Here is a 20,280-nt window from a genome sequence, read left to right as displayed (position 1 = left end):
GGTTAGGCTGCGTGCGACCGCTCAGGAATCCAATCCGCGAACCCAACCTTCGGCACACTGGTCTTTGCGTTCATGATCGGCTTGCCCTTGGCATCGACCAGAACTGCTTTCGTCCTGATGCGCAGGTCGCGGCAGGTGATACTGCGGCGCGCCATATCCATGAACTGCTGGGCGTACTGGGGGCGTCGAACATAGGAGAAAGCCGGACGCACTTCTTGCCGGCCATGATCTTCGCCACATAGGCCTCTACCGCTGCTTCCCATTCCGGGATTGTCCGCTCGAGCCGCTTTCCATTTTCTGTCTTGTGGGTGCTTGTTTGTTCCCGGGCCTCTTCGCGAGCCCAGTTCTCACTCATTCCAAATACGGCGAAAGTGCTCATGGCTTTACTCCAGGCAGTCGAGTGCTTTTTGCAGAAGCGCATTCAGTGAAAGCTCCCGGTCGTCCGGGTCCATGGCTCGCTTGATCCAGGTGCGGGCCTCTGCGGCATCGTCCTGCAGGGTGTTCAGTTCGTCGGCGTCGTCATCAACCTGGCTTTCGAGGCGCCGGATGTCCTCGCGCAACTCTTCACGCTCGGCGCTTGGGTCGATGCTCTGCGATGTCAGGCGTCGGGTAAGTTCGGCGGCGGCCGCCGGATCAAGCGCGGCGTAGTGCAGGCACTCTTCGTCGCTCAAAGCATTTGCGGGAATGCTCACGGGGTATCTCCAGGCAGACGCCTGCCTCGCCGGCTGGCGTGATTCGTAGAAGTGGGGTATGTGTAGCTGCATTTACTATCGTCATTGTCACGGGGGTTCAATGTCGCTTTTCCATTACACGGACATTCATGCGATTCAATCAATTCTTACCAATAGAGAGTTTTGGTTTACGCATATAAATTTTATGAATGACAAAGAAGAGCTTAAAACGGGCTTGGCTGAGATAGTGAGCTGGCTGGAAATCTATGAGCTGGTTGGGTATCCAGACGCTTCAAAAAATAGGGCGTTTGATTTCATTAATAGTCAATTTCAAGATTCGGCAGCAATTCAAGATTCTGGATATGCTTTATTTAGTTGTTCATTTAGTTGCTCGGGGAACTCTCTTAGTCAATGGCGTGCATACGGTAGGTTCGCGATTGAGCTAGATAGATCAGTTCTAAGTGACGGATTCGATCTATATGATTGTGTTTATACCAAGGATGAGAAGTCTGCCGCTGCCCATCTGCTTGGAAACGATGTGTTAGAGAAAATTGCCAGTGACATCTCGGCGGATGGTTCGATTGGGCCCAATGGATTGGCTGAGTATGGGCGGTTGCTGGTAGAGGCAGCAAAATTCAAAAATGCGCATTTTGGAGAGGAGCAAGAGGTTAGAGCTGTTTCACCGGAAGAACTAAATTCTGATGTTAGCTTCAGGGCTAAATCTGATTATCTAGTACCGTACGTTAAAAAGAAATTCGATATAAAAGCAATTAAGGCTGTTCATGTGGGGCCAACACCAAATCAAGAAATGTCAGAGAGGTCCCTTGAAGCACTGCTCATATCATTAGACTTGGCTGACATTCCGGTTGTTGCTTCACATATTCCGTTTCGATCATGACTATGGGTTGGTTTAATTTGATTGATACTCTTCCTAGCACTTGTTCATTCGTCGCTGCAAATTCGAAGGGATTCGCGGTCGCAGGCAAGTTTCAATTTCCGCGACACGTTTTCATTGATCGTGATTTCGTGTCGCGGAATTTGCAGGTAGCCGACGGAGCCTTCCGGCCCGGCGTCGTGAGCGCACAGAATCAGTAGCTCGATCACATGCTTGTGACTGGCTCCGAACATCCGCCCAGCCAGATCATCAAGCCGGTCCTGAATCCCTTGCCGTGCGTGGTGCCGAATCATCTCGGCGGGCATCAGTGGGATATCGGTGTTTCGATATAACAAGGCGCTTTCAGGGACTGCATTCAGGATCAGCAGCTGTAAAGCCTCGCCCATCTCGCTAATATCGTTCCAGCACATGAGGTCGCTCAGCATCTGCTTGATGCCGCAGCGGACCGTGTGCCGCAACTCCACCTCCCTCATCGCTTGCCGCTTCAGCGCTGCCTTTGCTGATCGCGCTTTTCCATCCGCCGCCATGGACAACCTCTTCTATGCCACTGGCCGGCAATGCCAGCCATACAGACCTGCGCCGAGCGCTGACCAACTTATTGATTCGCCTCATGCCGCGACCTTCCGCTGATTCCAGGCACCGACCGCTTCAAAAATCCGCGCTGCGTGAGCCTCGTCGAGCGATATCGCTTCAGGAATAGCGATCCAGCCAGAAGCCACCATCTGGCTTTGATTGGCCGAGTCGCGCAGTTGCTTGTAGCAATGCTCGATTACCTCTTCGAGGTGGTCGGAGAGGTAAACGCCGTCCGGCGCCACCTCAATTGACTTGCTGTAGCGGTCACCGCGGGCATCGATACAGAGAGCGCTGAGGTATATCGTCCAGCGGTGAGGGATGCCACACACGGCTTGACCAATCTTCCCGGGAGCGATGTTCTTCAGCGACTTGTAGTTGATCATGCCCTGGCGACCACTGGGGTCGATGTTCACCACTGCGACGTGGTTGGTGGCCAGCAGCGATCTACATGATCGGTCTATGCGGGCTTTGAGGTTGTGCGGTTTGCGCTTGCTCATAGCGAGTCCGCCATTTTGCGTAGAGCCTTGCGGTCGGCGGCCGATATCGGCTTTGGCCGCCGCTTGAGTACCGTTCCAGGGTCTACCCATTCCCGTCGCGCCGGCTTGGGCTCCATTCGAACCGGCGGCAACTCTTTGAAGGTGCCGCCGGGCCGCGTCCAGAAATCAGCCATCGCAGCAGCGATTCGATCAGACTCGGTTTGTTTCACTCGAACTGCGTTGAGGTTGAGGCTGATCATGCTCAGGCTCCTAATCTATGGGCTTGCGCCCTGGCTTTGTCCGCGACTTCATCAACCATGCGATTCAGTTCCAGGTTGAACTGGACCAGCTCTTTGTGCAGGTTGGCGATGTAGTCTTCGTCGCGGTGAATCGTCTCGATGTAGAGCTGGCACTCTTCATCTTGGCGAGAATCGAACGACAGAAAGTCCCACCATTTCCGGCCCGTAACGAACATGCAGCCCTGGACCTGCGGCATGTGTTCCTCGGGCATGCCTTCGAGCCAAGTTCTGACGTGAATCGCCTCGTTGAAAGGGCACTTCGACTCGGTGCCCCCGTCATCGTTGATCAGGCCGTCTGGCGAGCAGCCGAGCCAGTCGTACTTCGGGTGGACAATGAACGCGGACGGTACGACGATGTTGCCGGTCAACATCTCGTAGGCGTCCTGCGCCTTCTGCTCTTCGGTGTGGCCCAACTTCATGGAAGCACTGCTGACGTTGTGTTTCGACTTCTTTGCCAGTCGCTCGAAGCACAGTTCGCGCATGTAGGAGGTACGCGCTTGCATCGGCTCGCGCTTGCCATTTTTGTCGGACTTACCCCAGGCCAGAACGTCTTTAAACCGGCTGGCGGTTACTCGGCCAGATCGGTCTGCATTCCACTTTTCAGTGCCTTGAAGTTCCGTTCTCACTATGCCGCTTCCTCAGCCTGATTCAGGTCGTCGCTGGTGCGGTTCATATCGGTGAAGTCGGCATCAACGGTCGCCGCCATGTTCTTGAGCGCTTCGTGGCATTCAAGGCCGATGGCTGCGCGCTGTTTAGGCTTGAGGCCTGCCCAGGCTGCGGCATAGGCGTCGATGTCCTGTTGCTTCGCGACGACCAGAAGATCCGCGAATACTCCGTCTATTTCCGGCGATGGGGATTTAGGGCCGAACGACACGTCAGCAGCGGCAGCAATGTTTGAAGCCTGCTTCGCAGGGGTGATATCGATTTCACCGCCGTACGAGTCTTCGAACTCATCGGGTGTATAGACGCCGAGGATGACGTCAGGGCAGAAGAGTCGCGCCCATTTTTTGGTCACCAGGTAGGCTATCTGCTGCTTGGGGTCTTCTGCCCAAAGCGTAGAGTTCCGCGTGCGGACCTGGGTGAGCAGAAGTTCCAGAACGCGCGGCTCGTCTTCGCCTTTGAAGGTTGCCCAGACCTTGATCCCGAGACCTTTCTCGTCGTCAAAGCTCCAGCCGGGAACGCGATACTTCTTAAATTCGCCAGTGTCCTCGTCCTTCTTGGACCGGCTGGTGACTTCACGCATTTTCCCGATGACGTTTTCCCAGGCACCGAACCACTCGAAGTTCAAGCGGCCCTTGACTGGCGCCTTGGCGGTGATGACTGCATTGACGAGCTGCGCCTCGTAGCTCAATGCGCCGCCGTTGACGATGAACGTCTTCTGGGCGACAGCGAAAGGGTTCATCTGCCACTGCATTGCCTGTAGCACCACCGCCATGCAGTCAGCTTGATTGCCCCTCAGATGCTTGGGGACCGCTGTCACGCCTTTCGACATCATCAGCGCGAGGTCGCTCATCGACTTCATGGTGCCAGGGTCGAGAATGAGCGCTGCCGCGTTGTGCGATGGATCGTGGTACGTGGCGAGGCCGGTTTGTGCTTGGGTGTCTGAATCGGTCATTGCGCTCTCCGTGGCCGGCCAGGAGTTGGTCGGCCTTTAGATGGAAAGAGGGGAGTTAGAAGCGGATGGCGCGAAGCCAGGCGCGAGCGGTATCGATACTCACATCGAAGCCCAGAGCGACAATCTCGACGATGTCGTCAACCAATGGGGCGGCTGTAGTAACGTCGTCGGTTTCAGCAGCTGCTGCATGCGTTGTGATCGGCGTGACTTCGGCCTTCTCTTCGACTATTGGAGCAGCCACTGGAGTGACCGTGGCCGGCGCGGCAGCCTGGGCGCGCAGGCGAATAAGCTCTTCCTGGTCACGTTGATACTGGGCGTCGCGTTCGCGCTGCTGGCGTTGCTGCGCTTCCATGTCGCGGCGCTGCTGGTCCAGATCGTCCTGCTGCTTCTTCAAACGCAGGCGGTCTTCTTCGGCACGCTGCTTGCGCAGATCCTCGGCTTCGGCGTCGGCAATGCGTTGCTTCTCGCGCAGTTCGTCGAGTTCTTTCTGCTGGGCCAGCAACTTGGCGGCCGCTTCTTCTCGCTCAACGGCAGACTTGTGCAGTGTTTCCAACTGCTCAATGGCGTTGTCGCGAGCGATGGTGCCTTCAGCTTCGAACTCGGCATATTCCTCGGGGAGGATCACCGATAGCTTCACGCCTTGCAGGATGTCGGCGATATCGGCAGCGCTTCGGCTCGCATAGGCAGCGGCGACAGAGCTGAAGCGGGTGATCTTTGCCCGGATGGTTTCGACACGTTCAGCCTCGACACGCTCGCGCTCGGCCTTGGCGTCTGCTACGCGCTTCTCTTCGGCCTTAATTGCTTCGTCGACCGGCGCTTCAATCGCCAACACGCGATCCTTTAACGCCTCGCCGAACTCCTTAACCTGGTTGACGCGACCCTGGGCATCCTTGACCTTCTGCTGATACGGAACAAGCGCGGTCTTGGTGGTGTTTGCCAGGGCGTAGCGCACGTCGCGGATATCGACGCGAACTTCCTTCGCATTCGCCAAGCCTTCGCTGGTCGAGCAGTCAACGACCAGCTTCGCGTAAGTAGTTTCCAGGCGAACGATCTGCTCCTCGTGCGGCCGGTATTCCGCGATATCGGTGACGGCAACCGAAGGGACAACGGAGTTTTGTGCGGCTTCAGCTTCGCCCATTTCGAGCGAGTCTTGCGCGAGTGCTTGTTTTGCGGACATGACAGTTCCTTGCCGCGCGGTGCGCAGCCTTGAAAGGTGTGAGGGTTATTGAGTGATCTGGCCGGAATAGGCGCTTGCCAGCATCCAGGCAGTGAAGAAGAGCAGGGCGATGGCTGAGCCGCGCCAGAACCAAAAGCGCTTGGCGCGCTGGTAGGAGGTCATGACCACGGCCTCAATTGCCGCAGCACCAGCTCATGAAGCGCCTTGCCGTCACGACTAATACGCTGACCTCGAAGCAGCCACTTTTTCGTGCTTGGCCAGCAGTCGATCATTCGACCATCAGGAAGCTTCAGTACAACGTGGAAGCCGTTGTTGTGTTTCTTGTAGGCAAGCCCGGTCTTGGTCAGCCAGGTATCGAAGCGGGCCATTGCTTCGGCTTTCATGCGTTTTTTGTGTCCCACGGGGTTTGGCTCGCTTCCTTCGCCGCCACAATTCCGACAGCAACGCGGGTAGCCAATATCTTCGCCGATGAAGCCGCAACAGCTCATACAGTGGCTTCCGTCAGCCACGCTGTCTTCGAAAAAGCTCACGACCGAACCCTCACCGCGATCCGGCCGCCCTTCATGGTCGCCGCAAGACGACGCGGCAGGTTGGCGACCAGGGCTTCGCGGGACTTGCCGATCACCTCATTGAAGGGAAGACCGAAACCCAGCAGAACCAGCTTTGATTCGATCTCATCGAGCTGCTCGTCGATCAGTGATTTAACCGGTGCCGTACTCATGCCGTCTCCTTGCGCCGCAGACAGATGTCGCGCAGTCGCTTGCAGTAGTGGTTGAACTCTTCAGTGGTGATCGCCCCATCGGTGAATAGGCGGGTGATGAGTGATTGCACCAGGAGGCTGATGTCCTCCTGACCAACTGGTTCGGCCACGCCGTCGAGGGCTTGGTCGATCAGAATATGAGGGCTCAAAACCCGCATTCCTGTTCGAGCCGATCGCTCTCACGTTTTGCGTCGCGGTACTCGTTGGCATGCTCTGCGATCAGGCCGACCGCCATGGAGCGGACAGTGAGCGGGTCGCCGCCGACTGCGCGGACCGCCCAGCGATGCAGTAAGCTGTCGTCCGCTCGCTTGACCAGCTCGATCAAGATCTTTTCGATGCAATGGTCTGGGTCACGTTGCGCAGCCATGTGATCTGCCAGGGCCTCAGGCAATTGGTCGGCATTGACCAGAACAACGCTTCGGCCAACCGGGTTTGGCGCCTCCACATCGCGCCGACTCAACAGGTCATTCACAGACTCAGCCAGCCAATCCTGACCGGCCTGAGTTTCGAGAAAGTCGTCTTCGGGGATTGGCTTGCGCAGTGCTGACATGGTCTGCTCCAAAGTGGCGGGTGTTGATCCAACAAAACTCGGCTGCGACCTCTCAGCACGGCTAGCAGCCGGAGGGCGCCGTGGGAAGTCGCATGCGAGTGGTGTCGGAGGGGAGGGGTGACTAACTTCTTGCGGCTGCGTCTACACAGCACACATGGAAGAAATAAGGACGTTACGTGCTTAAGAGGCTGATATTGCTGGTCTTGATCGCTTGCTCAAGCGGGTGTGCTGCCTTGTATCATCGAGCAAATTACGAAGGTTGCCCTTACATTGGGACCCGATTTGATTGGGGAGTGTTGACGGAGGACTCGCCGCGCCTGGGTTTTGTGCCTTTTTTAGTGATTGATTTACCGCTTTCTGCTGTTGTGGATACGGTGTTTCTTCCTTTTGAGTTACTAAGCAAATGCGAGCGCTGATGTGAGCTGCAGGGGCCCGCTGTTGCCCGGGGCCGACTATGCCCCCAGACTCGCCTGTGCGGTTCCGGTTACGTCTCCGGCGCGGACTTTCACCGCCGTGTTGATTCCCAGGTTGATGCAGGTGGCCGGTATAAGCCGGGGATTCGTCCGCATCGGGGTGTGATCTGGTCGCCACTGCAAGGCGATGCCCAACATAGGCCGGGCAAAATGGGTCTGGACCAGATCACACTCCAATGCGTCCTGGTGCTAGGGAGTACCAGGTGCTCGGGCAGTTATCGTCAGGCTGACGTGGCGCTGGGGTCAGTCGTAAATGCCGTAGCTGAAATCGTCTTCTTCGCAGTCCACCAGAATCTTGGAGGCGCCGAAGTAGAGTGCGGCGAGCAGCTTCTCGAACTTCGATCTGAAACGCAGGGTCTGACCGATCTTTTCGCCGTCGATGCGGGCGGCGTAGACGCTGCCGATCTGACGGCCTTTATCGTCCCGGTCATTTCCGCGCTTATCGAAAGAGATGTGGATCGCGTTATCCAGGTTGTACTCGCTGCGTTCGCGGCTGCTGTAAGGCGATTCCTCTTTTGGCTTCTTGTCGAAGTAGATGTGCATGCCTCCGTATTCGGATTCTTGAAAACGAATGTCCGGCCGTTCCCAGTGCTCTTCTGCTGCGCTTTCCTTGTGCTCATCAATGAAGGCTTCGAGAAGGTCCTGCAGGCTGACCACTTCGGGCATCTGATCCTTGGTGAGCACTTCGTCGATGGCTTCCTGGGCGCGACGGACCATGTCGGCCTCTACACCGCTGGCTTCCCACTTCTCTTTCAGCGCTTTGGCAATCATGTCGTTGTAGCGGGTCAGCTCGAAGACCGTAGCCAAGTTGGCTGGCAACGCTGCCTTGATTGCCTCTTCAACCTGTTTGCTCATATCGCCGTAACGACCAAAACAGTTGTCGATCACGCTGGTGAACATCTTCTTGACGTGCTCGTCGATGATTTCGACTGGCTTCTCGCTGTTTGCAAAAGCAGTGACGCGCTCGGCGAGCAGCGATTGAAGTGTTTGTTCGCTCATTTGATGCTCCGTGTTTGATCGGTTGATTTCCCGTCTGGCCCTGTCGCCAAGGCCAGCCAGTGAAATCTGTTTTCGAACCACCGAGAAATCCTCGGTAGTTCATTCCGTCCCATACTCGTCGCCGCGGTTTCCCCACCTGGCCGGCGTTACACATTTCGTGTTCGGTGTTATTCGTCGGCTGGCTTGCATGGTTTGGCGTCCTCCCATAAGGGGAGTCCGGCAGGTTCCAGAGCCTGCGTGGAGATCGAAGTTTGTGTTTCGCGCTGTTCCCGTTGCCGGGGATCGATCCGCGAAGATTCCTGACTGTTAAAGAGCGGCGGGTCTCTTGAGGCCCTTCGCAGTGGCTGTGTGTCGCTGCGATGTAGTAAATATCTCCCATGGAAATATTCATGTCAACTCCAATGGAGATAATAATTATTGCAGGCGATAAAAAACCCGCTCATTGGCGGGCTTTAGGAGAGGTGCTTATCTGGCTAGGCTGCTGATTTTTCCAGTCTTTGTATCTGCTTGGCACCTTCGAACGCACTGCGGACCATGACAAGATCAAAATCTTTTTTGTCTGCCATGTCCTCCAGCATGAGGATCCTCTCTTTGTAAGTCCTCATTGCCACCGGCTTCAACTGATCAATCACTGCATCCTGAGGAACAACGAGCATCATGGCGGCCTTGTGATCGTGACGAATAAGAGCGTCATGATCTTTAAGCTGTTCAAGCCTGAACACCTTCGAAGTGGCAGCATCGAATAGCTGTGCGAGGCGATAGTTTCCCGAAAAAGCACAGACGTTAACGGCAATTCGAGAGGAGAAGTAGTCACATTGCAAGGCCAATCTCGAACCGCGAATTGTCACATCGACGGGTACATTGAAATGTGGCACAAGGCTCTTGTCTACGCGCTCCATCGCCTTTTGAACGCGCTTCCAGTACGAGGATCTGTCATGGCTAGTCTTGATATCCTCATTGTGGATCAGGCTGAGGCTTGAACAGAGATCTATCCCTTGGGAAATTATATCTTCCAGATCATAGCCTATGCCTTCGCGTGCTTTACCTAGGACAACGCCATGAATCCCGGATGAGTAGCCTTGAACAAAACCTTTTTTTGCGTAAACCAAAGCCTTCTTGAGAGCGAGCTCCATCATGGCTTTCATGCCAGAGGCGGATTCACCGTACAGGCACTGGAGGGCTTTGTCGGTGATCGTCAGGCTGCCGGATACTTGCCCTTCGGAGCCCGCAACCACGCCAATGGTCAGGCGTTCACCTGATTCGACTATAGGTTCCAGATAGATCGGCGCCCACTGTGCTTCGAAGGCGGGGAAATCTGGAATTCCTTCAATGTTAGGCGCGTGGACGGTCATAGTTCAGATCTAAATGTGTTTGACTGAGGCCTAAGCCGCTCTCGAGAAGCTTCGGCATGTGCTGAATTCGGTCAGTGAGAAACTGTACCACGGCATCCATGTGTGCGCCTGTAACCTGACACGCCGTAGGCATGCCATTGAGCGCTTCAGCAGAGATGTCTATGTCTACAAAGCCCAGCGACTCCTCCTTAAGCCTCTGCGCTGTGCGCCGCAGCTCAAACTGACTCAAATCTTCAGATAGCCTCTTCAAGAGATAGTTCTGTATCTGCCTGTGTGCAGTTGTCAGGGGATCGCGTAGGGCTTCTTCGTGATCGATAAGCCAGATCTTGCCATCAGCTCCTAATAGGATGTTCTTGAGATTCCTATCGGCATTGGCTATCAACTCGTCAAAGACAATTGCTGTCCTGATATGCGTCCACTTTGTGAGCAGATCGTTAACGTCATCCAGTCTTGCAATCCTTCCGATTGGAGCCGCTCCGCAGTCAAGGCTAGCTACACAGAGCACATGTGCGGCTGTTATGCCAACAGTTTGCCCCTTCGCGTAAACCGGAATTGTAAGCGGGACTGGCAAGCCGAGCGCCCGACCGAGAAGCGATGCGAGCACCTCGGCATAGACAAGCCTGGCGGGGATCATTTTCACGTAGGCGTTGTACCGCATCTGGCCCTTAAGTTGGACGATGCCGTAAAAAGAGGATGTTGTCCGCAGACCGCCGGATCCTCAACACGTTTCCCCGTCAAAAATAGGCCGAGCTCAATTTCGCTCGGTACGAGACTTCTTTGGGCGGACATCTTTTTTTGCCTGTTCCTTGTGGCTATGTTTGCTCAACCCGTGCTCAAGCATCGAGAAGAGATCATCTGAAAATCCGCCTTCCTCGGAAATTTTGAAGGCCGCTGCGGCGATTCCATCAAGACCGGTCGGAAGGGCGCTATAGGTTTGGGTTCGCGGGTGGACCATCTCATCTCTGATAGCGAGGATTCTCTTCGCATGCGCTTCAGTTAGTCCGGTAATCGATGCTTTCGTGGCAATTAAGAACAAGGCCATGATCACCTCTCGCGGATCTTTATGCCTGTCCTTAATTGTTTGAGTCGAAGGGGTCTCTGGATTTGCTTCTTCGCTTGTTTCGCAAGTAATCAATGAATCAGAATTTGGCGCCTCGCCAACCGCGGAGGCCATATCCGCTATCTGTCCGGCCAGCCTTTTACTGAACTTCGATATCGGAACGTCAAGAAGCTTCGCCATAGCAACCGCTAGCTTTTGAGTTACCGGTCTATGGCCATTTAGATGACTGCCCAGCGTGCCCTGACTCATGCCAACCTGATGAGCAATTTCTTCCTGCGTCAGCTTCCTGCCCTTCGGCAGCCCCGCATTATGTTCGGCCAAGGCAGCCTTGAGTGCTGCGCACTCCTGCTTTTCCCAGTCCTCTAGATCGCGTCTTTCTGTGCTCATTTTTCAAGAATATTCCCAATGGCGATACGTCGCCATCTCCAGTGGAGTTGCAAAGTATCTCCCGTGGAGATAACCTGCCCTTAAGTGAACCACTGGAGTTCTGGCTATGAGCCGAATCCCGCTATCTCAATTCGCAGAAGCCAACGGCCAGACCAAGACAGCAGTGCTGCTCGGCATGTCCCAAGGAGCCTTAAACAAGGCGATTCGCGTCGGTCGTGTCGTATATGTAATTGAACATGAAGACGGGAAGTACACCGCCGAAGAGCTTCGCCCATTTCCGGTTCAGTCCGCCAAAAGAACGGCCGCCTAAATCTTATCATCAGCTCCAAGCGGGGCTGAAAGGGAGGTCGCCTAGGTCAGGCAAGCGCAATGCCTGTAGAGGCGACGAAGCAATCTTGAACGCAAACGACTCAAGGAAAAACTAGGACATGAAAACCACCGTGCTAGAGACCCGCCGCCAAGTAATGGCGGCGGTGTCCAACGCTTTCCCTGGCGGGATGGACTGCGCAGCGGCTCGCCTCGGCATCAAGGACAAACGACTGGAAAACCAGATTTACGAAACGGCCGGATGCAAGCCGCTGAGTGACGCAGAGATCTTCGTGCTGGAAAGCGAAACGAAGACCGAGCATCTACCGGACTACATCTGCGCAATGTATGGCGGTGTGTTCGTGAAGATCCCGGAAGCGGGGGAGTTGGACAACGTCGATCTGTACCAGCGCTCGCTGGCTGCATCTGCCCAGCGTGGCGCCCTGGATCAGATGGTGGCTTCTGCGCTGCAAGACGGCGAGATCGACGCGAGCGAAGCCCAAAAGATTCGCGCCCTGCATGCCAAGTACATGTCGGCCAGCCTTGAGGCTGTCGGGGCGGTAATAGAGTTGCACAAAGCCCGCGCCTAAATCACAGGCACAAAAAAGCCAGGTTCGTGGCCTGGCTCATTGCTACATCAGCGAGGTAATAATGAATACACAATCTATCCCCGTCAATACCCAGACCAATGTCGCGACACGTTTTGTTAATTTCGAAAACGTGTCGCGTACCGAAATCGTTAGCCTTGTAGATGGTGAGGCGGTCACAACCACTCTCGCCATCGCCGCAGGCTGTGAAGTGGATCACGCCAGCGTTATCAAGCTGGCCCGTACCTACCAGTCCGATCTTCAAGAGTTCGGACTTCTGGATTTCAAATCCGAAAGTACAGGAGGGCGCCCCACAGAATTCGCTCTCCTCAACGAGCAGCAGTCGACGCTGATCCTTACCTATATGCGCAACAGCGCGATTGTTCGCGAATTCAAGAAGCGCCTCGTTAAAGACTTCTGGCGTCTGGTTCACGCCAAGCCAGCCTTCGACTACGCCGCCGCTCTCAATGACCCACGCACCTTGCTGGCCTTGCTCACCGACAACGTGAAGAAGGTCGTCGCGCTGGAAGCGGACAACACTGAGCTTTCCCACGAAAACCTGATGCTTGAGCAAAAGGTCGCCGCCGACGCACCAAAGACGGCTTTCTTCGACGCTGTCACTGTGACGCACGAAACCTACTCGGTGGCCGAGGCCGCGAAACTGATCGGCACTGGCCAGAATCGTCTAATGGCGTTTCTGCGTCAGCGCCGCTGGGTCACCATCCGCAAAAACGAACCGATGCAGGGCCCGATTGAGTCCGGCTACCTCACTGCGAAGCTCAGCACCTTCGAGCATCCAGAGAATGGCAAGACCACCGTGTCCACTCCACGAGTAACCGGTAAGGGGCTGACGAAGCTTCAGGCTCTCTGGGCGCGCCGTGACGCCGATCTTCTCGGAGGTCCTCTGTGATCGACACTGAACACCTTCGTGCTGTCGAGAGTTACGACACGGCCAACACCACTCTTATGAGCGCATGACATGCAATACACCGTCACGATCAATCAGGTGAAGGCGCTGGAGTGGGGGCTCAATTCTCAGCAGGCCCTGCTGTTTGCCTTCGTCTACGAGAGCCCGAGCTGGGCCAATCCAATCAAGACGGATTCCGGGATTTACTTCGCGCTGAGCAAGAGCAAGATCGTTGAAGAGCTGCCGCTTCTCACCGACAAACCGGACACTGCTTACCGCTTGCTGAAAGCGTTGCGTGATGCCGGCCTAATCGAGTTGTCGAGTACTTCCAGCATCACGCTGATCCGTCTGACCGAAAAGGCGAAAGAGTGGAACCGAAAATTGGATGGGTCGGAAAAATATCCGACCTCTGATGCTATCGATGGTCGGAAAAATATCCGACCTTGCTCGGATAAATCTCCGAGCAAGGTCGGAAAAAATCCGGGCCAGGGTCGGAAAAATCTCCGACAAATCAGGGTACCAATAATCAGGGTACCAATCAGGTAACCAGTAATCAGGATATGCAGGACGGTACCGGCAAGCCGGCCCAGTCCCGCGGCTTGGTGCTGGTGGTTGATCGCACCGAAGCGCCACGGGTTGAGATTCCCTCCGATATGCCCGGCCCAAAAGACCAGACCTGCAAGACGTTCAAGACCTGGGCGAACTACGCCATGGCTTACCGCAAGCGCTACGGCGCCTGGCCGGTGTGGAACGCCAAGGTCGGCGGCCAGCTCGGGCAGCTTGTCAGCCGCCTTGGTGCTGATGTTGCGCACCACGTTGCTGCCCACTTCCTGAAAACCAGCGATGCCGCCGTGCTGCGCAAATGTCACAGCCTCAACGATCTGCTGGCCAACGCCGAGAGCTACCACACCCAGTGGGTTACCGGTCAGCGCATCAATGGGACCACGGCCCGCCAGATGGAGCGCACCGAAGCGAACCTTTCAGCAGCAGAGCAAGCCGCGCAAATGGTTCTGGCTGGGCGCCAGGCGGGAGAGCGCAATGAATACCTCTGAGATGAACGATCAGCAGGTTGCCGGTTTGGCAGCCGCCATCTGCGCAACCGCTGAAGCCATGGGTCAGGAAATGAACCCAGGCACTGCCGCGATGATGGCTGAGGACCTTTGCGCTTACGCGGTGCCTATCGTCAAGGCGGCGCTGAAGGCCTGCCGAATTGAGGTGAAAGGCCGCCTATCCATGGCCGACATTCTGCAGCGCGTCCAAGCAGCCGATGGCCGCCCAGGCAAAGACGAAGCTTGGTCTATCGCACTGACCGGGGGCGACGAATTTGAAACAGTCGTGATGACCGCCGAAATACGCCAAGCGATGGTCGCTGCCCAGCCGATCTTGAGTCGTCGAGATGTGGTCGGCGCTCGGATGGCGTTTAACAGCGCCTACGAGCGTCTGGTTTCTGCCGCCCGGGCTGAAGCCAAACCGACCACTTGGAGCGTTTCCCTCGGCCTTGATCCTGCGCGCCGGGTTACAGCGATCGAGTCGGCAGTCCGTATGCAACTGATCACTCAGCAGACTGGCACTCAGTACCTGGCTGATCTGCGAATCGCGCCCATCACTACCGATGGCCAAGCCATCGCCGGGCTTCTCACTGGTTCCGAAGCTAAACCGTCACCGCAGTTGCGCGAGAAGCTTGCTGAAGTGCGGCAGATCGTCGACGCGGCGAAGACCCAGCAAAAGCGCGAGCGGCTCAAGAAGGCTCAGGCAGATCGGGTCGACACCTATCTGCGCAAGCGCAAGTTCCGCGTGGCCATTGCTGCCGCGCAACGTAAGGAGAGCTTCTGATGAACGAAGCAAGGCAGCAGCAGATCCTCGCCGGCCAATCCTCAATCGCCCAAAAGGTCTTTGGCTACGTCCCGATTCAAACGAGCTGGAGCAACCACGAAATCCACGGCGCTGTATCGACAGCCAAAGCCACCGGGGCATCGCCCTACGCCATCCGCCGCGCCCTTGGCGAGCTTAAGGATGCCGGCCTGATCCGTGAGCCGGTCGGCGGCAAGTTTCAGCGTGACGCAGCAACCCCCAAACCAATCAAGGAGCAAGCCGTGAGCCAGGCAGCCAAGCAAACCGTTGTTTCGATCAAAAAGACCGAAGGCGCCCTGGACGTTCTGGCCAGCCTTTCCGGCGAAGTGGCGGGCCTTGCTGATGACTTCAGCAAGCGCATGAAGGCACTGGCCACTCGCATAGAGGAAGTTGCTCTTTCGGTTGAGGCGGAGCGCGAAGGTAATGCTGAAGCCGTCGGCAAGCTGAAACAGCTGCAGGAACTGCTGAAAGGGATATCGCAATGACAGACCACACTGAACTGAAGCGGCTGCTCGACGCGTGCCGCGCCGAAAACTGCAATGGCTCGAGTGAATTCGGCAAGGCCGTCGGGGAGTTGTTTGACGTCTGCACGGTTGAAACCATCGCCGATTTGGTCGCCGAGAACGAGCGGTTGGATGCCAGCTTCAAAAACTTCCACCGCAGCCTCTGCGCACGCTTCGGTTACTACCACGACGATATCGACTGGCAGCGTGATCAGGTGTCGCTGGAAGAGCACCTCGCCACCCAGTTCGACCACGTCAGCGCTGAAGCCGGCGCCCTGCGTAGCCAGATGGAAGTTGTGCAGCGTGGGGCGGGGCAGCTCAAGGCTGAAAACGAATCGATGGCGGCCGTTCTCGCTGGATGCCGCGAGTTCATCATGTCCGATGCCAAGGTTCGCCACATGCTGGATGAAACCGGGGAAGTGTCGCCGCTTTTTCCTCGCCGCAAAGCAATTCTGGCAAGTATCGATGCCGCCACGGGCAAGGGAGAGCAGGCATGAAGGCTCTCCCAAAAGATCTGCGTCAGTCTATGGAGGCTGCGCACGCACTCGCCACAGCCGGGGTTCTTTTTGTCTGCATCCCTGCGATGAATGCGAGCGATTATTCCGATCTAGTGCATCTGGCGAAGGAGCGCGTAGGGAAGTTGGCCAGCGAAGTAGGGGAGGCATCCCATGGCTGAACTCGCACTTATCCGCACCGCCCAGGGCCTGGTGCCAGCCACCGAGGCGGACCGTGAAACCGTTCAGAAGTGGAAGGCAGGCCAGATCATTCACGGCAAGTTCACCCGCATGCGCAATGGCAAGTTCCACGGCAAATTCTTCTCGATGCTCGATCTGGCGTGGGAGTACTGGGAGCCGGTCGGCGGGCTGATTCCGCGCCAGGAGATGCGCGGCATTCAGGGGCTGGCCAAGTTCTTCGAAGCGCAAAGCGGAAAGCCGGGTCAGCTGTCTGATGCGGTCGCGGCATACGTTACCGGACTTGAGCTGGCCCGCGCCGAACGTTTCCCGGCCGTGGACAAGTCCCGCGAAGCCTTCCGTGAGTGGGTGACGATCGAGGCCGGCCACTTCCACCTGGTGCACACGCCTGAAGGGATCCGCAAAGAGGCCAAGTCGATCAGTTGGGCAAGTATGGACGACACTGCTTTCGAGCCGCTTTATCGCGACGTCTTCAACGCCTGCTGGCGGCTGGTGTTGTCCGCGCACTTTGAAAATGAAGCTGACGCGCTTTCTGCGGCCGATCAGTTGGGGAGTTACGCATGAAGCGCACCCCGCTGCAGCGCAAGACCCCGCTCACGTCCGGCGGCCCACGCCGGAGACGTTGCCCTTCCTGCCGAGTGATGTTCACGCCTGTGCGCGACTCCCAGGCTGTGTGCGGAGAGATCGAGTGCGCCGTCGCTCACGGGAAGTCAGAGAAGGGCCAGGCAACCACGCGTAAAGCCCTGGCGGATGTCGAGCGACGCAAGATAAAGGTCCGCAAGGAGAAGCTGAAGACCTGGGCCGACCACCTGCGCGAAACGCAGGTTGTGTTCAACGAATGGATCCGCCTGCGTGACGCCGCGCTGCCATGCGTGAGCTGTGGGCGATACCACAACGGCCAGTGGCACGCCGGTCATTACCGCACCGTCGGTGGCAATCCAGAGCTCCGATTCGAACCGCTGAATGTGTGGCGCCAATGCGCGCCATGCAACAACCACCAGTCCGGGAACATCGTCAATTACCGCATTGAGCTGGTGAAGCGCATCGGCGCCGACAAGTTGGATTGGCTGGAGGGGCCGCACGAACCGAAGCGCTACACCATTGAACAACTGAAGACCATAAAGTCCGAATGCCGGGCACTTATCAAGGAATTGAAGGGGGCAGCATGATCTATCCAAGCGTACTGAACGCGGTTGTTTCGGCTCTCGCTGCCGAAGCCATCGACAATACCAGCAAACAGGCATGGCAGAAGCTGTACAACTCTGCCGACGAGGAGGAGGGCGGCGATCTGGCGACACTGGTTCGTTCGCGCGGCGCTGACACCATTGATCGCACCCAGGTCGACTGCTGGGTATCGGCCAGGCTGCACCACGGCCTTGAGCCAAAACATTGGGATGCGCTGGTCGCCAAGTACAGCACTCACAAAGGCCGCAAGGTTCAGTCTTTGGCGGCTTTGCAATCGCTTATCGCCACGCCTGCGCCGAAGCTGTTTCTTTACAAGGCGCTCACCGCCTGGGCTATCCCTCAACTGAAGGGCGCTCGGCCGAAGATTGTCAGTTCGGTGTCGGTAGAGCTGCCGCTTGATGCTCCTGATTGGCGCCGGGAATCGCTGGTGAAGGCTGCGGTGGCTGCTGGCCAGGCCAAGGCGAAGCGGGACGACTCTCGCTCTGCCGACATGATTGTCCTGAAGGACAGTTTTTATGACATGAACACCTGGGACAACGACGGTACACCGGAGTCGACTCGGCGCCGGTGGCGGCTGACGATTCAACAGGCTGCTGACGACTTGGTGAACAAGGCGCTGGCTCATGCTGGAGACATTCTTGAGGCGGAAGATCTGCTGATTGAACAAGCCGCGTAATTGCCTGTTGACATCAGTGAGCGGATGAGCGAAATTAATCCCATCATGTCATTCCTGCGTGTGATTGGGAATGATTAGAAGCCCAGCCAAAGCGCTGGGTTTTTTTATGGAGCTTGAAATGGAATCAACCCAAATGGCTACCGCGGTACTGGGTTGGAGCGATATAGTAAAAATCGTTCTAGCGAGTGGTGTGGTGGCAGCCTTGATCGGCTGGCTTAAAGATTGGGTTTTCAAGAGCGGAGATCGGCGAAAGGAAGCAAAATTTGCTGCTATTGAGGTGGTTGGAAAACTGGATCAATACGCTCGAGAGTCAAGTCGAAATGTAAGGCGCTATCGCGAGATGAGTGCCCAGTTAGATGTACACGCCCGTTATCAGAATTGGCCCTCCTGTATTTATCCTGAGCTTGAAGTTGGCCGAGACGTTTTAAAGTCAATCGATACCGATCTTGCGAGTGAAGTCGCATGGTTTGCGACAACCAAAGATCATGCGGATGAATACCTTTTTTATGTCTATGATCAGTCCGTAGATCCCATGGAGGGGCCTGATTCTAGGGCGACGGTAATAGGTTTCATGGGCTATGAGGCTTATGAGTTGGCCTGCAAACTGCGAAAGCATTACGGTCTGATGGCTTATGCAGCGCGGTGGGAGCTCGCCGGCGACTTTGAAGATCTGCATAGCGACTGGAAGAAAGTTAAGAAAGAAATAGCTGATCGCTTGAGCTGTCAAAGCTCCGCTTAAAAATAGCGTTTCCATTTATTAAGAGCCTCTGCACATGCAGGGGCTTTTTCGTTTTCGGCTCCACCACACCCATCGCTCTAAGCTGGGAGTGCTGCTGGGGCTGACTCAAATCCGCAGGCCGAGTCCTGCTACTTATTCACGACTCCCTGACGGGGAGGAACCGAGATGCCAAACATGCCAGACAAACCAGACACCTGGGCGATTGCGCTTGCGTGGTTGAGCCAGCATTCGCCAATCCTCTATGCGGCTGCGCTGTCCTGCGCTATGGCCGTTCTTCGGATCACCTACGGCGGCGGCACGCGGCGCCAGATGTTGGTGGAGGGGGCGATCTGCGGCGGCCTGACCCTGACCATCATCAGCGGACTGGATTTCTTCGGGCTACCCCAGAGCATGGCCACCTTTGCCGGTGGCTGGGTTGGCTTCCTGGGTGTGGAGAAGATCCGGAACATCGCTGACCGGGTGACTGACTTCAAGTTGCCGAGTCGCAAGGCCGAGTAATCCGCGACACGTTTCGCGAATGAGCAAATTGTGTCGCGAAATTGGAGATGAGCATGAGCAACGTCACCCGCCTGCGCCACGTTCTACCGATGAGCCCAGACATCAACAAGGCCGTCACTGATCTGGATAGCGCCATCGCCAAGGCGGTAGGTGCTGCCAAAGATGCCGGCTTGCCTCAAGGGTTGGTCGTATCTCTCTTGCACGGGCAGGCCCAAGTGCAGACCAGCATCATGGTGAGCTGAGCGCGCGTCTGCTATGACTTCTCGTACTCACGGTAAAGCTTTTTTAATTCCCGGTTGTATTCGTCGTCGGTCAGCTTGAACTTTAGTGTGAGCATCTTTTCCTGTGCATTAGCTACGGCGCTCGCATCGCTTTTATTTTTACGCGCCGCCCATTCCCTGGCGGCCTGAACGACTAACTGTTCAGTTATGCGCTCGATCATTTCCATCATCCTTTTTGGGCTTATCAGGCCCTAAGCATAGTCCAGTAGCCCTGGATCCGGGGGGATGGCCGATGAAGCGTCTCTTTTCGCCGCAAGATTGCCGATGACCTTAAGTCGGGCGAACTCGGCGCGTGCAAAGTTGGCGTGCTGGCGATGCAGGCCGTGAGTGGAGAGGTCAGGGCCATTGGGTTTGGACCTGTCGCGGACGACCTTCAAGCGTTTGCCTGTTTCGACTGGGCGAACAGAAGCTGATTGATGTGCTGCTGAGGGGCGTGGAAGGGTAGGTGTGCCGCAGGTGAGTACGGCACGAGGGATCATTTAACTTTCAGTGCTTCCTGGATTTGATCGGCATAAACCGAGAGGCGCTCCATCTCCTCTTTCAGTGTCTCCGTCTTATCCGGGGAGTTCGCAGCTTTTGAGTTTATCAATACAAGTGCAGCCCCGACTGCCGCCTCGCGAGTGTTTAATGGTGTGCCGAGCCCAGACATACCGGCTCTGTTTAGATTTCTGAACAGTTCGGACATGTTGCTCTCCTTGTTTTGAGTTGATCCTCACCAATACCGACAACACAGCACTACTGCAATCTCTGTTTACCCCCGCCTGAGAC

Annotated in this window: 32 protein-coding genes and 1 pseudogene; 15 read left to right on the top strand and 18 right to left on the bottom strand. The window is 56.2% G+C overall.

Annotated features, from left to right (window positions below; genetic code table 11):
• Window positions 1–70: 70 nt before the first annotated feature.
• Window positions 71–379 carry a hypothetical protein gene (locus RHM58_RS31260; RefSeq protein WP_322269100.1) on the bottom strand — a complete coding sequence of 103 codons (309 nt, stop codon included), beginning with the start codon at window positions 377–379 and terminating at the stop codon, window positions 71–73.
• A 4-nt stretch (window positions 380–383) separates the two neighbouring features.
• Window positions 384–692, bottom strand: coding sequence for a hypothetical protein (locus tag RHM58_RS31255; protein ID WP_322269099.1), 309 nt, complete (start codon window positions 690–692; stop codon window positions 384–386).
• 100 nt (window positions 693–792) lie between these two features.
• On the opposite strand from RHM58_RS31255, the gene RHM58_RS31250 reads away from it, so the two are divergent.
• Window positions 793–1,569: a DUF2971 domain-containing protein gene (locus tag RHM58_RS31250; protein ID WP_322269098.1), complete on the top strand. Its 777-nt coding sequence runs from the start codon at window positions 793–795 to the stop codon at window positions 1,567–1,569.
• Between the two features lie 44 nt (window positions 1,570–1,613).
• Here the strand turns inward: RHM58_RS31250 and RHM58_RS31245 are convergent, their stop codons facing one another.
• The 10 genes from RHM58_RS31245 to RHM58_RS31200 form a co-directional block, all read right to left on the bottom strand.
• Window positions 1,614–2,093 (bottom strand): hypothetical protein, encoded by a 480-nt coding sequence (locus tag RHM58_RS31245; protein ID WP_322269097.1) that lies wholly within the window; start codon window positions 2,091–2,093, stop codon window positions 1,614–1,616.
• Between the two features lie 81 nt (window positions 2,094–2,174).
• Window positions 2,175–2,636 (bottom strand): hypothetical protein, encoded by a 462-nt coding sequence (locus tag RHM58_RS31240; RefSeq protein ID WP_322269096.1) that lies wholly within the window; start codon window positions 2,634–2,636, stop codon window positions 2,175–2,177.
• A complete protein-coding gene (locus RHM58_RS31235) occupies window positions 2,633–2,875 on the bottom strand; it encodes a hypothetical protein (protein WP_322269095.1) in 243 nt (80 codons plus the stop codon). Before RHM58_RS31235 ends, RHM58_RS31240 begins: the two co-directional genes overlap by 4 nt.
• 2 nt (window positions 2,876–2,877) lie before the next feature.
• A complete protein-coding gene (locus tag RHM58_RS31230; protein WP_322269094.1) occupies window positions 2,878–3,540 on the bottom strand; it encodes a lambda exonuclease family protein in 663 nt (220 codons plus the stop codon).
• Complete coding sequence (locus tag RHM58_RS31225) at window positions 3,540–4,529, bottom strand: RecT family recombinase (RefSeq protein ID WP_322269093.1); 990 nt, start codon at window positions 4,527–4,529, stop codon at window positions 3,540–3,542. Before RHM58_RS31225 ends, RHM58_RS31230 begins: the two co-directional genes overlap by 1 nt.
• A gap of 55 nt (window positions 4,530–4,584) precedes the next feature.
• Window positions 4,585–5,706, bottom strand: a complete 1,122-nt coding sequence (locus RHM58_RS31220) for a hypothetical protein (RefSeq protein ID WP_322269092.1) — start codon at window positions 5,704–5,706, stop codon at window positions 4,585–4,587.
• A gap of 158 nt (window positions 5,707–5,864) precedes the next feature.
• The gene (locus RHM58_RS31215; protein WP_322269091.1) at window positions 5,865–6,236 is read right to left on the bottom strand and encodes a hypothetical protein; all 372 of its coding nucleotides are present in this window, start codon (window positions 6,234–6,236) and stop codon (window positions 5,865–5,867) included.
• A complete protein-coding gene (locus tag RHM58_RS31210; protein WP_322269090.1) occupies window positions 6,233–6,427 on the bottom strand; it encodes a hypothetical protein in 195 nt (64 codons plus the stop codon). The genes RHM58_RS31215 and RHM58_RS31210 overlap by 4 nt, the downstream gene beginning before the upstream one ends.
• Window positions 6,424–6,615 carry a hypothetical protein gene (locus RHM58_RS31205; RefSeq protein WP_322269089.1) on the bottom strand — a complete coding sequence of 64 codons (192 nt, stop codon included), beginning with the start codon at window positions 6,613–6,615 and terminating at the stop codon, window positions 6,424–6,426. Before RHM58_RS31205 ends, RHM58_RS31210 begins: the two co-directional genes overlap by 4 nt.
• The gene (locus RHM58_RS31200; protein WP_322269088.1) at window positions 6,612–7,016 is read right to left on the bottom strand and encodes a hypothetical protein; all 405 of its coding nucleotides are present in this window, start codon (window positions 7,014–7,016) and stop codon (window positions 6,612–6,614) included. Before RHM58_RS31200 ends, RHM58_RS31205 begins: the two co-directional genes overlap by 4 nt.
• Window positions 7,017–7,192: 176 nt before the next feature.
• Here RHM58_RS31200 and RHM58_RS31195 point away from each other — a divergent pair, with 176 nt between their 5' ends.
• A complete protein-coding gene (locus RHM58_RS31195; protein ID WP_322269087.1) occupies window positions 7,193–7,432 on the top strand; it encodes a YceK/YidQ family lipoprotein in 240 nt (79 codons plus the stop codon).
• Window positions 7,433–7,732: 300 nt separating this feature from the next.
• Here RHM58_RS31195 and RHM58_RS31190 read toward each other — a convergent pair whose 3' ends face one another.
• The 4 genes from RHM58_RS31190 to RHM58_RS31175 form a co-directional block, all read right to left on the bottom strand.
• On the bottom strand, window positions 7,733–8,488 hold the full coding sequence (locus RHM58_RS31190) for a hypothetical protein (RefSeq protein WP_322269086.1): 756 nt from the start codon (window positions 8,486–8,488) through the stop codon (window positions 7,733–7,735).
• A gap of 473 nt (window positions 8,489–8,961) precedes the next feature.
• Window positions 8,962–9,840, bottom strand: a complete 879-nt coding sequence (locus tag RHM58_RS31185; RefSeq protein WP_322269085.1) for a hypothetical protein — start codon at window positions 9,838–9,840, stop codon at window positions 8,962–8,964.
• Window positions 9,821–10,498, bottom strand: coding sequence for a HipA family kinase (locus tag RHM58_RS31180; RefSeq protein WP_322269084.1), 678 nt, complete (start codon window positions 10,496–10,498; stop codon window positions 9,821–9,823). The genes RHM58_RS31185 and RHM58_RS31180 overlap by 20 nt, the downstream gene beginning before the upstream one ends.
• 93 nt (window positions 10,499–10,591) lie before the next feature.
• Window positions 10,592–11,287: a helix-turn-helix domain-containing protein gene (locus RHM58_RS31175; RefSeq protein ID WP_322269083.1), complete on the bottom strand. Its 696-nt coding sequence runs from the start codon at window positions 11,285–11,287 to the stop codon at window positions 10,592–10,594.
• A 106-nt stretch (window positions 11,288–11,393) separates the two neighbouring features.
• Here RHM58_RS31175 and RHM58_RS31170 point away from each other — a divergent pair, with 106 nt between their 5' ends.
• The 13 genes and pseudogenes from RHM58_RS31170 (at window position 11,394) to RHM58_RS31110 (ending at window position 19,473) form a co-directional block, all read left to right on the top strand.
• Window positions 11,394–11,597, top strand: coding sequence for a Cro/CI family transcriptional regulator (locus tag RHM58_RS31170; RefSeq protein WP_322269082.1), 204 nt, complete (start codon window positions 11,394–11,396; stop codon window positions 11,595–11,597).
• 118 nt (window positions 11,598–11,715) lie between these two features.
• Complete coding sequence (locus RHM58_RS31165; protein WP_322269081.1) at window positions 11,716–12,183, top strand: YmfL family putative regulatory protein; 468 nt, start codon at window positions 11,716–11,718, stop codon at window positions 12,181–12,183.
• A gap of 61 nt (window positions 12,184–12,244) precedes the next feature.
• Window positions 12,245–13,090, top strand: a complete 846-nt coding sequence (locus RHM58_RS31160; protein WP_322269080.1) for a phage antirepressor KilAC domain-containing protein — start codon at window positions 12,245–12,247, stop codon at window positions 13,088–13,090.
• 69 nt (window positions 13,091–13,159) lie between these two features.
• Window positions 13,160–14,139, top strand: a pseudogene (locus RHM58_RS31155) (phage replication protein).
• Complete coding sequence (locus RHM58_RS31150; RefSeq protein ID WP_322269079.1) at window positions 14,126–14,920, top strand: hypothetical protein; 795 nt, start codon at window positions 14,126–14,128, stop codon at window positions 14,918–14,920. The pseudogene RHM58_RS31155 and the gene RHM58_RS31150 overlap by 14 nt, the downstream one beginning before the upstream one ends.
• Window positions 14,920–15,423 (top strand): hypothetical protein, encoded by a 504-nt coding sequence (locus RHM58_RS31145; RefSeq protein ID WP_322269078.1) that lies wholly within the window; start codon window positions 14,920–14,922, stop codon window positions 15,421–15,423. The genes RHM58_RS31150 and RHM58_RS31145 overlap by 1 nt, the downstream gene beginning before the upstream one ends.
• On the top strand, window positions 15,420–15,938 hold the full coding sequence (locus RHM58_RS31140; protein WP_322269077.1) for a hypothetical protein: 519 nt from the start codon (window positions 15,420–15,422) through the stop codon (window positions 15,936–15,938). The genes RHM58_RS31145 and RHM58_RS31140 overlap by 4 nt, the downstream gene beginning before the upstream one ends.
• 171 nt (window positions 15,939–16,109) lie before the next feature.
• Window positions 16,110–16,697 carry a DUF1367 family protein gene (locus RHM58_RS31135; protein ID WP_322269076.1) on the top strand — a complete coding sequence of 196 codons (588 nt, stop codon included), beginning with the start codon at window positions 16,110–16,112 and terminating at the stop codon, window positions 16,695–16,697.
• The gene (locus tag RHM58_RS31130; RefSeq protein ID WP_322269075.1) at window positions 16,694–17,302 is read left to right on the top strand and encodes a recombination protein NinG; all 609 of its coding nucleotides are present in this window, start codon (window positions 16,694–16,696) and stop codon (window positions 17,300–17,302) included. The genes RHM58_RS31135 and RHM58_RS31130 overlap by 4 nt, the downstream gene beginning before the upstream one ends.
• A complete protein-coding gene (locus RHM58_RS31125; protein WP_322270930.1) occupies window positions 17,299–17,994 on the top strand; it encodes a hypothetical protein in 696 nt (231 codons plus the stop codon). Before RHM58_RS31130 ends, RHM58_RS31125 begins: the two co-directional genes overlap by 4 nt.
• A gap of 118 nt (window positions 17,995–18,112) precedes the next feature.
• Complete coding sequence (locus RHM58_RS31120) at window positions 18,113–18,733, top strand: hypothetical protein (protein WP_322269074.1); 621 nt, start codon at window positions 18,113–18,115, stop codon at window positions 18,731–18,733.
• Window positions 18,734–18,898: 165 nt separating this feature from the next.
• On the top strand, window positions 18,899–19,231 hold the full coding sequence (locus RHM58_RS31115; protein ID WP_085747314.1) for a phage holin, lambda family: 333 nt from the start codon (window positions 18,899–18,901) through the stop codon (window positions 19,229–19,231).
• A gap of 53 nt (window positions 19,232–19,284) precedes the next feature.
• Window positions 19,285–19,473: a hypothetical protein gene (locus RHM58_RS31110; protein ID WP_322269073.1), complete on the top strand. Its 189-nt coding sequence runs from the start codon at window positions 19,285–19,287 to the stop codon at window positions 19,471–19,473.
• Between the two features lie 11 nt (window positions 19,474–19,484).
• Here the strand turns inward: RHM58_RS31110 and RHM58_RS31105 are convergent, their stop codons facing one another.
• Window positions 19,485–19,673, bottom strand: coding sequence for a hypothetical protein (locus tag RHM58_RS31105; protein WP_201194723.1), 189 nt, complete (start codon window positions 19,671–19,673; stop codon window positions 19,485–19,487).
• A gap of 314 nt (window positions 19,674–19,987) precedes the next feature.
• Window positions 19,988–20,197, bottom strand: coding sequence for a hypothetical protein (locus RHM58_RS31100; RefSeq protein WP_322269072.1), 210 nt, complete (start codon window positions 20,195–20,197; stop codon window positions 19,988–19,990).
• Window positions 20,198–20,280: the final 83 nt, after the last annotated feature.

It is taken from the genome of Pseudomonas sp. 10S4 (assembly GCF_034344865.1).
Taxonomy (GTDB): Bacteria; Pseudomonadota; Gammaproteobacteria; order Pseudomonadales; family Pseudomonadaceae; genus Aquipseudomonas.
The sequence above is the reverse complement of the archived record's forward strand: the minus strand, read 5'-3'. Positions and strand labels throughout refer to the sequence as shown.

Coding starts and splice junctions, on each gene's coding strand:
- RHM58_RS31100 (WP_322269072.1), bottom strand. CDS start 20,197: ATGTCCGAACTGTTCAGAAATCTAAACAGAGCCGGTATGTCTGGGCTC.
- RHM58_RS31190 (WP_322269086.1), bottom strand. CDS start 8,488: ATGAGCGAACAAACACTTCAATCGCTGCTCGCCGAGCGCGTCACTGCT.
- RHM58_RS31260 (WP_322269100.1), bottom strand. CDS start 379: ATGAGCACTTTCGCCGTATTTGGAATGAGTGAGAACTGGGCTCGCGAA.
- RHM58_RS31225 (WP_322269093.1), bottom strand. CDS start 4,529: ATGACCGATTCAGACACCCAAGCACAAACCGGCCTCGCCACGTACCAC.
- RHM58_RS31240 (WP_322269096.1), bottom strand. CDS start 2,636: ATGAGCAAGCGCAAACCGCACAACCTCAAAGCCCGCATAGACCGATCA.
- RHM58_RS31110 (WP_322269073.1), top strand. CDS start 19,285: ATGAGCAACGTCACCCGCCTGCGCCACGTTCTACCGATGAGCCCAGAC.
- RHM58_RS31150 (WP_322269079.1), top strand. CDS start 14,126: ATGAATACCTCTGAGATGAACGATCAGCAGGTTGCCGGTTTGGCAGCC.
- RHM58_RS31210 (WP_322269090.1), bottom strand. CDS start 6,427: ATGAGTACGGCACCGGTTAAATCACTGATCGACGAGCAGCTCGATGAG.
- RHM58_RS31130 (WP_322269075.1), top strand. CDS start 16,694: ATGAAGCGCACCCCGCTGCAGCGCAAGACCCCGCTCACGTCCGGCGGC.
- RHM58_RS31125 (WP_322270930.1), top strand. CDS start 17,299: ATGATCTATCCAAGCGTACTGAACGCGGTTGTTTCGGCTCTCGCTGCC.
- RHM58_RS31105 (WP_201194723.1), bottom strand. CDS start 19,673: ATGATCGAGCGCATAACTGAACAGTTAGTCGTTCAGGCCGCCAGGGAA.
- RHM58_RS31145 (WP_322269078.1), top strand. CDS start 14,920: ATGAACGAAGCAAGGCAGCAGCAGATCCTCGCCGGCCAATCCTCAATC.
- RHM58_RS31140 (WP_322269077.1), top strand. CDS start 15,420: ATGACAGACCACACTGAACTGAAGCGGCTGCTCGACGCGTGCCGCGCC.
- RHM58_RS31160 (WP_322269080.1), top strand. CDS start 12,245: ATGAATACACAATCTATCCCCGTCAATACCCAGACCAATGTCGCGACA.
- RHM58_RS31200 (WP_322269088.1), bottom strand. CDS start 7,016: ATGTCAGCACTGCGCAAGCCAATCCCCGAAGACGACTTTCTCGAAACT.
- RHM58_RS31220 (WP_322269092.1), bottom strand. CDS start 5,706: ATGTCCGCAAAACAAGCACTCGCGCAAGACTCGCTCGAAATGGGCGAA.
- RHM58_RS31180 (WP_322269084.1), bottom strand. CDS start 10,498: ATGCGGTACAACGCCTACGTGAAAATGATCCCCGCCAGGCTTGTCTAT.
- RHM58_RS31250 (WP_322269098.1), top strand. CDS start 793: ATGTCGCTTTTCCATTACACGGACATTCATGCGATTCAATCAATTCTT.
- RHM58_RS31165 (WP_322269081.1), top strand. CDS start 11,716: ATGAAAACCACCGTGCTAGAGACCCGCCGCCAAGTAATGGCGGCGGTG.
- RHM58_RS31185 (WP_322269085.1), bottom strand. CDS start 9,840: ATGACCGTCCACGCGCCTAACATTGAAGGAATTCCAGATTTCCCCGCC.
- RHM58_RS31235 (WP_322269095.1), bottom strand. CDS start 2,875: ATGATCAGCCTCAACCTCAACGCAGTTCGAGTGAAACAAACCGAGTCT.
- RHM58_RS31135 (WP_322269076.1), top strand. CDS start 16,110: ATGGCTGAACTCGCACTTATCCGCACCGCCCAGGGCCTGGTGCCAGCC.
- RHM58_RS31170 (WP_322269082.1), top strand. CDS start 11,394: ATGAGCCGAATCCCGCTATCTCAATTCGCAGAAGCCAACGGCCAGACC.
- RHM58_RS31245 (WP_322269097.1), bottom strand. CDS start 2,093: ATGGCGGCGGATGGAAAAGCGCGATCAGCAAAGGCAGCGCTGAAGCGG.
- RHM58_RS31115 (WP_085747314.1), top strand. CDS start 18,899: ATGCCAAACATGCCAGACAAACCAGACACCTGGGCGATTGCGCTTGCG.
- RHM58_RS31120 (WP_322269074.1), top strand. CDS start 18,113: ATGGAATCAACCCAAATGGCTACCGCGGTACTGGGTTGGAGCGATATA.
- RHM58_RS31175 (WP_322269083.1), bottom strand. CDS start 11,287: ATGAGCACAGAAAGACGCGATCTAGAGGACTGGGAAAAGCAGGAGTGC.